Origin of the sequence: Zarconia navalis LEGE 11467 (assembly GCF_015207075.1) — a bacterium.
GTDB lineage: Bacteria > Cyanobacteriota > Cyanobacteriia > Cyanobacteriales > Geitlerinemataceae > Zarconia > Zarconia navalis.
On record NZ_JADEXN010000194.1, the window covers coordinates 1 to 8572 of the forward strand.

Annotated in this window: 7 protein-coding genes; 2 read left to right on the plus strand and 5 right to left on the minus strand. The window is 44.3% G+C overall.

What is annotated here, in order from left to right:
• Together IQ235_RS11635 and IQ235_RS11640 are read left to right on the plus strand one after the other, a co-directional pair.
• On the plus strand, positions 1 to 2091 hold a 2091-nt coding region (locus IQ235_RS11635; protein WP_264321631.1), incomplete at its 5' end, for a glycosyltransferase 61 family protein.
• Positions 2092 to 2095: 4 nt separating this feature from the next.
• Entirely contained in the window at positions 2096 to 2293 is a 198-nt protein-coding gene (locus IQ235_RS11640) for a hypothetical protein (protein WP_319592578.1), read from the plus strand.
• Here the strand turns inward: IQ235_RS11640 and IQ235_RS11645 are convergent.
• From IQ235_RS11645 to IQ235_RS11665, 5 genes are all read right to left on the minus strand, one after another.
• Positions 2290 to 3681, minus strand: coding sequence for a malic enzyme-like NAD(P)-binding protein (locus tag IQ235_RS11645; RefSeq protein WP_264321632.1), 1392 nt, complete (start codon positions 3679 to 3681; stop codon positions 2290 to 2292). The genes IQ235_RS11640 and IQ235_RS11645 overlap by 4 nt on opposite strands.
• 570 nt (positions 3682 to 4251) lie before the next feature.
• Positions 4252 to 5382 carry a leucine-rich repeat domain-containing protein gene (locus IQ235_RS11650; protein WP_264321633.1) on the minus strand — a complete coding sequence of 377 codons (1131 nt, stop codon included), beginning with the start codon at positions 5380 to 5382 and terminating at the stop codon, positions 4252 to 4254.
• Positions 5383 to 5585: 203 nt separating this feature from the next.
• Positions 5586 to 6620: a leucine-rich repeat domain-containing protein gene (locus IQ235_RS11655; RefSeq protein WP_264321634.1), complete on the minus strand. Its 1035-nt coding sequence runs from the start codon at positions 6618 to 6620 to the stop codon at positions 5586 to 5588.
• Positions 6621 to 6804: 184 nt separating this feature from the next.
• Positions 6805 to 7497 (minus strand): leucine-rich repeat domain-containing protein, encoded by a 693-nt coding sequence (locus tag IQ235_RS11660; RefSeq protein ID WP_264321635.1) that lies wholly within the window; start codon positions 7495 to 7497, stop codon positions 6805 to 6807.
• 64 nt (positions 7498 to 7561) lie between these two features.
• Positions 7562 to 8494: a leucine-rich repeat domain-containing protein gene (locus IQ235_RS11665; RefSeq protein ID WP_264321636.1), complete on the minus strand. Its 933-nt coding sequence runs from the start codon at positions 8492 to 8494 to the stop codon at positions 7562 to 7564.
• Between the last annotated feature and the right edge of the window lie 78 nt (positions 8495 to 8572).

The following is an 8572-nucleotide window of genomic DNA, read 5'->3' on the forward strand; positions in this document are numbered from 1 at the left end:
GCGTTCGATAGCATCATGGAACTCAGGCAGCTTCAAGCCCAAGCTTATCGATACTTCGTCGAAGAACAATACGATCGGGCGATCGGACTTTACCAACGATGCATCGATGCCGAGCCAAGTACGCTTCGCCACTATTGGTATCTCGGACTGGTGTTTCTCCTCCAAGGAGAGGACGAACGATGTCAGGAAGTTTGGTTGTCAGCGATATTTTCAAGCTCTCCTGATGGGGTCGAGAGCGATTTTCAAGAATTATTAGAAATACTCAACTTTCAGGGCGATCGCTATTTTAAGCTACATCGATTTGAAGTTGCCGCACAAATTTATTTAGCAATACTCGAGATTGATGCCGAGTGCCCCTATGCTTATTATTCACTAGGACGAACGCTCTCTCAACAGGGACGATTCGATGAAGCGATCGAGTATTGGCAAATAGCGACTCAACTCGATGCTAACTTGATTGAAGCTTACCGAAGTCAAGGGATTGTATTTCAAAAGTTAGAACAGTTTGATGAGGCAATTTCCTGTTATCGCAGTTTTTTAGAGGGGAAAGCCGATTCTCAAGTTTGCTATGATTTAGGGCTTTGCTTGTTAAAAAACCAGCAAGTTGAGGATGCGATCGCGTGTTTTGAAAAGGCGATCGAGCTGAAAGCTAACTTTGCCGATGCGTATGGCGATTTAGGATATGCATGGCTCAAAAAAGGCGATCGAACTAAAGCAATTTCCTATTTTAAGCAAGCCGTTTTACTAAAATCTGAGTTTATTCGAGCTTGGTTAGACCAAAAGAAAACAAACACCAATCGATATCAATTTTTGGCGAGTTTAATTAAAAATAGCAATTTTGATGAAGTGAATAGCTATTTAATTAATTTAGTTCTAAGTTTTTCTCAATCCAAGAAAAGTTTAACTGAATTTAAAAAAAACAAAGCCTGGATTCCATTTAATTTTTATAATTTAACTTTAGAATGGTCGAATTCAATCGATGTAGAAAATACTTATATTCCAATTTTACCAGAAATCTCGATCGATTTAAAAATACCTAAAATAAATCAAGATTCCATTCACTTTAGCTTTAGATTCGAGAAACAACTCAAACTTCCGGGTTCGTTTGTAGCGATCGTTCCTGAAGGACGATATTGGATAAACGACGATCGAACTCAAAGTGCCACAATCACCGCAGAAAACCGCTTTATTGCCGATCTTTCTCCCGATTTTCCGATTCTCAGTCCCAACCACCCGGATAAGCACCCCAGCAACCACTCAATTTTATCGCAAGAAGCATTAGAACCGGTTCGAGAAATTGATGGAACGGTTGCGATTTTGTCGGGACTCTTAAACAACGTCTATTTTCATTGGATGTTTGACGTTCTGCCGCGTATTGAGTTATTGCACCGCAGTCAATTAGATTTAGAAGAAGTAGATTTTTATTTGACAAGTATTCAGCATCCCTTTCAAAAAGAGACCCTAAAAATTTTAAATATTGCAAACGATAAAATATTGCAAGTTGAGTCTTTTTCTCATATTCGAGCTAAAAAATTAGTCGTTCCCTCATTTCCGGGTAGTATTTCCTGGATGCCACCCTGGACGTGCAATTTCTTAAAACATCATTTTTCAGAGAACGACTTCATTGAAAAATCGAACTTCCCCAAGAGAATTTATATTAGCCGAAACAACTCAAAAATTCGGCGAGTTATCAACGAGCGCGAGGTCATGAAAGTTTTGGGTGAATATGGATTTATCTGCGTGACGCTAGAAACGATGTCCGTTCGAGAACAGGCTGTAATGTTTTCTCGTGCCGATGCGATTGTCGCACCTCACGGCAGTGGATTGACCAACCTTGCTTTTTGTCGATCGAACACTAAAGTTATCGAAATTTTTTCTCCCAGCTATGTTTATCATTGTTATTGGTATATTAGTAATTTAGTAAATTTAGAGTATTATTACTTGCTCGGAGAAACGTTACCGGGATTTTACTTGAATAAACTAATATATCCCGCAGAACAAGCCGAAGATATTTGGATCGATCCAAAGAAATTACGCGAAACGATCGCTTTTGCCCGAATTAATCGATCGAATGAGTTCAGTCATTTTTAGATTCGTGTCATATCTCCGGATTATTGCCTTTTCAATCGCCGATCGCGGCAGTCGCAGAATTACTGAATCTCAAGTCTTGCCAAGTTTGAGAATTGCCCAACTTGAAGAAGCGTTGCAAAAAACGCGCCAGATGAATCAATCTCAAGTGGTGACTTGGTTGCTGGCGCAATTTCAGCAATTAGAAGGAACCGAGAAAAATTAACACCGAGCCAGACCCGCTTGACGGGCAGCGTGTTGTACCGCCGCCGAAACCGCCGTTACCACTCGCTCGTCAAATACCGACGGCACGATATACTCGCGATCGAGCTTGGCAGGGGGAATCAACGACGCAATCGCCCCGGCAGCTTCGAGGAACATCGTGATGGTGAGTTCTTTGGAGCGGCAGTCGAGAGCACCGCGAAAAATACCGGGAAAGGCCAGTACGTTGTTAATTTGATTGACATAGTCGCTGCGTCCGGTAGCCATCACTGCCACTGCCCCGTCCACAAGTTCCGGCTGGATCTCTGGAATCGGGTTTGCCATGGCCATGACGATCGGTTCGGCAGCCATCGATCGCACCATTTCCGGCGTGAGAACTCCCGGCGCGCTCACTCCAATGAAGACATCTGCTTCCTTCATTGCATCTGCCAAAGTTCCCGTCTGGGGACTGGCAAATTCTTGTTTCTCGGGGGTGAGGCCCTCTCGTTCTTTGGAAACAATGCCTTTCGAATCGCACAGGAGAATGCGATCGGCCCCGGCTTGGCGCAACAACCGAGCGATCGCCACCCCAGCAGCCCCCGCCCCGTTAATGACGATGCATATTTCGGGAAGGCTCTTTTTCACGAGCTTCAGAGCATTAATTAAAGCCGCCAGAGTGACGATCGCCGTGCCGTGTTGGTCGTCGTGGAACACGGGAATATCGATTTCTTTTTTTAGCCGACGCTCTATTTCAAAGCATCGAGGGGCGGCAATATCCTCTAAATTCACGCCCCCAAAGACCGGGGCGAGACGTTTGACGGTTTCGACAATTTCATCCACATCCTGGGTTGCCAGACAGATGGGAAACGCATCGATACCGGCAAACTCCTTAAACAGCATCGCTTTCCCTTCCATCACCGGCATTGCCGCTTCCGGTCCGAGATTGCCTAACCCCAGTACCGCACTGCCATCGGTGACAATGGCGACGGTATTGCCTTTCATCGTTAGGGTGTGGACGAGTTCGGGATCGTTGGCGATCGCTTTGCTGACGCGACCCACGCCGGGGGTATACGCCATCGCCAAATCCGACTGATTTTTGATGTGGAGGGTGCTTTCAACGCTAATTTTGCCGCCTCGATGGAGGTTGAAGGTGCGATCGTAAATCTCGAGGATTTCGATATCCTCCAAGCTTTTCACCGCATTGACAATGCGTTCGGCGTGTTCGGTACTCGATGCATCGACGGTGATATCCCGCGTTGTCGCCGCTCTCGTGCGATCGACTAGATCGATTTGCCCCAAACTCCCCCCCACTTCGGCGATCGCTTGGGTAACTTTAGCTAGCATTCCTGCCTGATTGGGTAGTTCGAAGCGAATGGTGAGGCTAAAGCTGGGATTGGGGGTCAAATCGGCCATGTCGGGTTCTGAGTTGGGGGGATTTAAATCAAAGAGTATGATAGCCGATGGCGATCGTTTTGCGCCGTATTTTGACAAACACACTCACTTCATCGCTCGCAGTCTGGAACTCAAGATCGATCTTTTGCTTTGGAGAGGCAAGAGAGATTCACCCAAAATTCGATCGCGAGGGCAATTTCACTGAGAATCACCTCGATTTATTGAGAATGATAGATATTTTGGGCACGAGTTTGCGTTGTTTCAGGGGAGATGATAGGATAAATTTTATCAGTCCAAAGGCGAAGCTATTTTTAAATATTGTACGTAAATCTTGAGTTTGCGATCGTCCATCCAACTCTCGCTACAACTTACAGTCTAGGTAGTGGGAAAAAAATCGACTGGGAAATTAGCCCGATCGCTCCTTTTTTCCATCCCAATTCCCAATTTTGTTTCTAACTGTTTTTCATCATTTCGATCGAACTTTTGATTTTCAAGGAGAATTTATGGATTGTCATTGAGGGCCATCGCTTTTATATTGAGTAAGTCCGGATCGTAGAACCAAGAATCTCCCATCTTTTAAGTGGGGGAGTGTCAAAAATGGTCAGGTTTTTCAAAAAAACATACTGATGCAGGTTCCACTGGACAAGTGCGATCGACGATTGGATTTCCCCACAGTCTAAGCAACCCTAAATTGGTCAAAAAAGACAGAGGTACTACATCAAATATTTGATTTTCCTGTAAAAAAAGTGAATCTAAATTAGCCAAAGAAGAAATGGGACTCACATCCTCGATTTGATTTCCTCCCAGGTAAAGCTCCGTCAAATATGTCAAAGAAGATAGAGGACTTATATCAATAATTTCATTTTTCCCCAGGCTAAGATTGGTCAAATTCGTCAAAGAAGATAGAGGACTTATATCAATAATTTGATTAAGATCTAGCTTAAGCTCCATCAAATAGGTCAAAGAAGACAGAGGGGTTACATCAATAATTTTATTTCCCCGCAAGTCAAGTAAAACTAAATGGGTCAAAAAAGAAAGGGGAGTTACATCAATAATTTTATTTCCCACTAGGTAAAGCTCGTTTAAATTAGTCAAAGAAGATAGAGCCGTTATATCAACTATTTGATTCTCCATCAGGGAAAGTCGAGTCAAATTAGTCAAAGAAGATAGAGGTGTGACATCCACTATTTGATTGAATTCCAGGCCAAGCTCGGTCAAATTGGTCAAAGAAGATAGAGGTGTGACATCCACTATTTGAGTGAATTCCAGGCCAAGCTCGGTCAAATTGGTCAAAGACGCTAGAGGCGTTACATCATCGATTTGATTTCCATTCAGGTCAAGCCGGGTCAAATTGGTCAAAGAAGATAGAGGTGTGACATCCACTATTTGATTGTTCCCCAGGTCAAGCTGAGTCAAATTAGTCAAAGAAGATAGGGGAGTTATATCCTCTATTCGATTGTTGTACAAATCGAGTAATGTCAAATTGGTCAAGTGTTCCTCAGCCATCTGGCAATCCTGGGTGTCGGCTTCCTCCAATAACACTTCTACGGTATGCGCGGCTTCTGGGGTCAAGGTCGATCGATTCTCGCACCAGTCGGCAAAGCGATCGAACTCTTCTTGGGCGGCGACTGGGCCACCACTAATCACCATCGATAGGGAAATCAGGGCAACTGCCCCTTGTTTCCATCCCAGTTGCCAATTTTGTGTTGTATTGCTGGTCATAATTTCGCTCTAAGTCTTTAATGTTCTATGAGAATTTAGGTGCACTCGTCAGTTCGAGCGCGGAGGACGATCGCGCTCGGTTTTAATCTATACATCCAGATTGAGATTAAACCAGACAAGTGCGATCGACGATCGGGTTTCCCCCCAGGTCAAGCCAGGTCAAATTGGTCAAAGAAGATAGGGGCGTTACATCAACGATTTGACTAAGTACCAGGTAAAGGCAAGTCAGGTTCTTCAAAATCACACACTGATGCGGGTTCCACCGGACAAGTGCGATCGACGATCGGGTTTCCCCCCAGGTCAAGCTCAGTCAAATTGGTCAAAGAAGATAGGGGAGTCACATCCACGATTTGATTGAATCCCAGGTTAAGGGATGTCAAATTAGTCAAAGAAGATAGAGGTGTTACATCTTCAATTTGATTGCCACTCAGAGCAAGCAAGCCCAAATTAGTTAAAGAAGATAGAGGTGTTACATCCTCGATTTGATTGCCCCATAGGAAAAGCCATGTCAAATTGGTCAAAGAAGATAGGGGCGTTACATCAACGATTTGATTGTTCCCCAGGTCGAGATCGGTCAAATTGGTCAAAGAAGATAGGGGAGTCACATCTACTATTTGATTGAATCCCAGGTTAAGGTATGTCAAATTGGTCAAAGAAGCCAGAGGACTCACATCCACAATTTGATTGTCACTCAGGGTAAGCGATGTCAAATTGGTCGCATTGCTCCAAGAAGAAAGGGAAGTTACATCATCAATCTGATTTCCGTCCAGACTAAGCCGAGTCAAATTGGTCAAAGAAGACAGGGGAGTTACATCGACGATTTGATTGTCCTGTAGGTGAAGAACTTCCAAATTGGTCAAAGAAGCTAGAGGACTCACATCCACAATTTGATTGAATCCCAGGTCAAGCGATATTAAATTGGTCGCATTGCTCAAAGAAGCCAGAGGACTCACATCCACAATTTGATTGTCACTTAGGGCAAAGAATATCAAATTGGTTAACCATTCCTCAGCAAGCTGGCAATCCTGGGTTTCGGCTTCTTCAAGTAACACCTCAACGGTATGTCGGGCTTCTGGGGTTAAAGTCGATCGATTCTCGCACCAGTCGGCAAAGCGATCGAACTCCTGAACTTGGGCGGTCACTGTGCCACCACTAATCACCATCAATAGGGAAATCAGGGCAACTGTCCCTTGTTTCCATGCCAATTTCTGGCTTCGTGTCGTATTGCTTGTCATCATTTCGATCGAAGTTTCTATGTCTAAATAAGTCTTATGTGTGAGAATTGATGCCCTGTCCCCCAGGGCGATCGCTATTCAAAACCACACACGGATGCGGGTTCCAGCGGACAAGTGCGATCGACGATTTGATTGTCCTCCAGGTAAATCCTCGATCGCATTTGTCAAAGAAGAAAGGGGCGTTACATCAACGATTTGATTTGACTCCAGGTAAAGGCAGGTCAGGTTTTTCAAAATCACACACTGATGTGGGTTCCACCGGACAAGTGCGATCGACGATTTGATTTCCCCCTAGATCAAGCGCATACAAATTGGTTAAAGAAGAAAGGGGCGCTACATCCTCAATTTGATTGTCCACTAGGTCAAGCAAGCCCAAATTGGTTAAAGAAGATAGAGGTGTTACATCCTCGATCTGATTTCCCCCCAGAGCAAGCAAGCTCAAATTGGTTAAAGAAGATAGAGGTGTGACATCAACGAGCTGATTTCCATAGAGGAAAAGCCATGTCAAGTTGGTCAAAGAAGAAAGGGGCGTTATATCCTCGATTTGATTAGCCCCCAGATCGAGCGTGTCTAAATTAGTTAAAGAAGACAGGGGCGTTACATCTACAATTTGATTTCCGACTAGTATCAGCGACTCTAAATTGGTCAAGCGTTCCTCAGCACTTTGGCAATCCTGGGTTTCGACTTCTTCAAGTAACACCTCAACGGTGTGCTGGGCTTCTGGGGTTAAAGTCGATCGATTTTCGCACCAGTCGGCAAAGCGATCGAACTCTTCTTGGGCGGCGACTGGGCTACCACTAATCACCATCGATAGAGAAATTAGGGCAACTGCCCCTTTTTTCCATCCCAATTTCCGGCTTTGTGTTGTGTTGCTGGTCATAATGCTCGATCGAAGTTTTAATTTGCAAAGAGAATTTATGGATTTTCGTTGAGGGCGATCGCCTCTACCAATTCAACTTGTTTTCAAAGATACAAACGGATTGGGGTTCCACCGGACAAGTGCGATTAATGATTTGATTTGCCCGTAAGTCAAGGTCGGTCAAATGGGTTAAAGAAGATAAGGGAGTCACATTAACGATTTGATTGTTCCACAAGTTCAGCGATGTCAAATTAGTTAAAGAAGACAGGGGCGTTATATCCTCAATTCGATTTACTCCCAAGTAAAGCTCGGTCAAATTGGTCGCAGAAGACAGAGGTGTTACATCAACGATTTGATTTTCCCCCAGGTCAAGCGACATCAAATTGGTCACAGAAGACAGGGGTGTTACATCGACGATTTGATTTATCCCCAGGTTAAGCGACATCAAATTAGTTAAAGAAGACAGAGGTGTTATATCGACAATTCGATTCTCCCACAGGGCAAGCTCAGTCAAGTTAGTCGCAGAAGACAGGGAAGTTATATCCTCGATTTGATTTCCCCCCAGGTGAAGCATCGTCAAATTAGTTAAAGAAGACAAGGGAGTTACATCGACAATTCGATTTCTCTTTAAGTCAAGCGACATCAAATTACTTAAAGAAGCCAAAGGAGTTAGATCGACGATTTGATTTCCCTCCAGGTCAAGTGACTCTAAATTGGTCAAAGAAGACAGGGGCGTTACATCGATGATTTGATTTTCTCCCAGGCTAAGCCCGGTAAAATCAGTCAAGATTTCGTCAGCCATTTGGCAATCCTGGGTTAGGGCTTTCTCCAATAACACCTCTACGGTACGGGCGGCTTGGGGGGTCAAAGTCGATCGATTCTCGCACCAGTCGGCAAACCGATCGAACTCTTCTTGGGCGGCGACTGGGCCACCACTAATTACCATCGATAGGGAAATCAGGGCAACTGCCCCTTGTTTCCATGCCAATTTCCGGCTTTGTGTCGTGTTGCTTGTCATAATGCTCGATCGAACTTTTAATTTGCAAGGAGAAATTATGGATTGTCGTTGAGGGCGATCGGTTTTAATTTATACATC